Source organism: Streptomyces anatolicus, from assembly GCF_019400875.1.
In the GTDB taxonomy this organism is placed as follows: Bacteria; Actinomycetota; Actinomycetes; order Streptomycetales; family Streptomycetaceae; genus Streptomyces; species Streptomyces anatolicus.
Genome location: NZ_WMBF01000765.1, coordinates 1 through 1,902 on the forward strand (window position 1 = coordinate 1; position 1,902 = coordinate 1,902).

1 protein-coding gene is annotated in these 1,902 nt (G+C 71.9%); it reads right to left on the bottom strand.

Going from position 1 to position 1,902, the window contains the following annotated elements; all coding sequences use genetic code 11:
• Nucleotides 1-146: 146 nt before the first annotated feature.
• On the bottom strand, nucleotides 147-1,592 hold the full coding sequence (locus GKQ77_RS32270; protein WP_219692690.1) for an MFS transporter: 1,446 nt from the start codon (nucleotides 1,590-1,592) through the stop codon (nucleotides 147-149).
• Between the last annotated feature and the right edge of the window lie 310 nt (nucleotides 1,593-1,902).

Here is a 1,902-nt window from a genome sequence, read left to right on the forward strand (position 1 = left end):
GGGCGATACGTCATCACCTCGCATCGAGGACCGGCGGAACACGTCCGCCGGGGTCAGCAGGGAAGCTCCGGGCCAGAGACGCACTCGGGCCCGTGGGGGTCCGTCGGCGGCCCAGCCCGGGACGGGGCGGGGCCGCCGACGGTGGGTCAGGCGGGCTTGCCCGGCTTGGGCAGTCGGAACATCAGCGCCCACATCACCGCGAGCGCGGCGACGACGTACCAGACGCTGCCCGCGAACGCCTCGGTCACGGTGGTGCCGTGGCTGCCCGCGGGGGCGTGGTCGAAGAAGACCAGGGAGGCCGTCGCGATGCCGAGCGCGGTACCGAGCTGCATGGCGGTGTTGAACAGTCCCGCCGCGGAGCCCGCGTCCTCATGGCCGACCTGGCCGAGGGTGAGACCGGCGAGTCCCGCGCCGACCATGCCGAAACCGGCTCCGACGAGGACCATCGGGGCAGCGGCGGCGGCGAACGGCGTCCCGGTCTGCTGGGCGGAGACAAGCACCTGGTAACCGGCCAGGGTCGCGGCGATGAGCACCGCCCCGGCCTGCGGCACGCGCCGCATATGGGTGCCCGCCCACTTGGAGGCGAGCATCGCGCCGGCCATGCCGCCGATGGAGATGGCGACGGACGCCGGGGCGAACTGCCCGGGCGTGAGTCCGAGGCCGGACTGCATGAACAGCACCCACGTCAGCAGGAACACGCCGGAGACCAGTCCGAAGACCAGCTGCGCGGCGAGCCCGCCGGCGAACGCCCTGCTCCGGAAGAGGGAGAGCGCGACCAAGGCGCTGCCGTTCTTGCGGGTCTTGGCCCGCTGCTGGACGACGAACGCCGCCAGCGTCAGGGCGCCCGCGACGAGCAGGACGAAGCTCCACGCCGGCCAGTGCTGCTCGCCGCCCATGGTGAGCGGGTAGGCGAGAAGGAGCAGGCCGGTGCTGGAGAGCAGCATGCCCAGCGGGTCCAGACGCCTGGCCTGCCGCTCCCGCGACTCCGGGAGGAACCGGAGGGCGAACAGTACGGTGGCCAGGCCGATGGGCAGGTTGATCAGGAAGATCGCCCGCCAGCCGAGACCGGCGATGTCGGCGGAGGTCAGGACGGCGCCGAGGACGGGCCCGAGGACGCCGCCGAGCGACATGATCATGCCGTACATGCCGAACGCCTTGGCCTGCGCCTCGCCCTGGAAGGTGACCGCGATGGTGGCCATGACCTGCGGCACCATCGCCGCGGCCCCGGCGCCCTGCAGGGCCCGCGCGGCGACCAGGAACTCCGGTCCGGTCGCGATCCCGCAGAGCAGCGACGCCAGTGTGAACAGCACGGTGCCGGTGAGGAAGACCCGCTTGCGCCCGAAGAGGTCACCCAGTCGCCCGCCCGTGATCAGGGCGAGGGCGAAGGTGAGGGTGTAGGCGGCCGGGATCCACTGCACCGCGGCGCTGGACGCGCCGGTATCCGTCTGGATGGCGGGCAGGGCGGTGTGGACGATCGAGCCGTCGAGCGCGTTCATCAGCTCGGCGATCAGCACCACGACCAGCACGATCGTGGCGGCTCGGCCGGCGCCTGTGGGGCGTGGGGTGCCGTGGGCTTGGGTGTCGGTCGACACGTGGAAGGTTCCTGTTCGCGTACAGAAGGAAGAGGGGGCGGGGGCAGGCCTGGGCATGCCCCCGCACGCGTGCAGCGCGACAGGGGGAAGCAGGGTGCAACGAGCCCAGGCCAGCAGGGAGCACCGCCGTCGAGGCAAGCGTCGGGAGCCCGCGATCGCGGACAACCGGAATGAGCCTCAGAACGAGCGGCTACTTGGCCTGGGAGATACGTCATCACCTCGAAACACAGCGCCGGGCCTCGGAACGGGCACCGGCGGAACCCCACGAGGCTAAGACGTGCCCGGACCTCGCCGCAACGCAATAGATCCC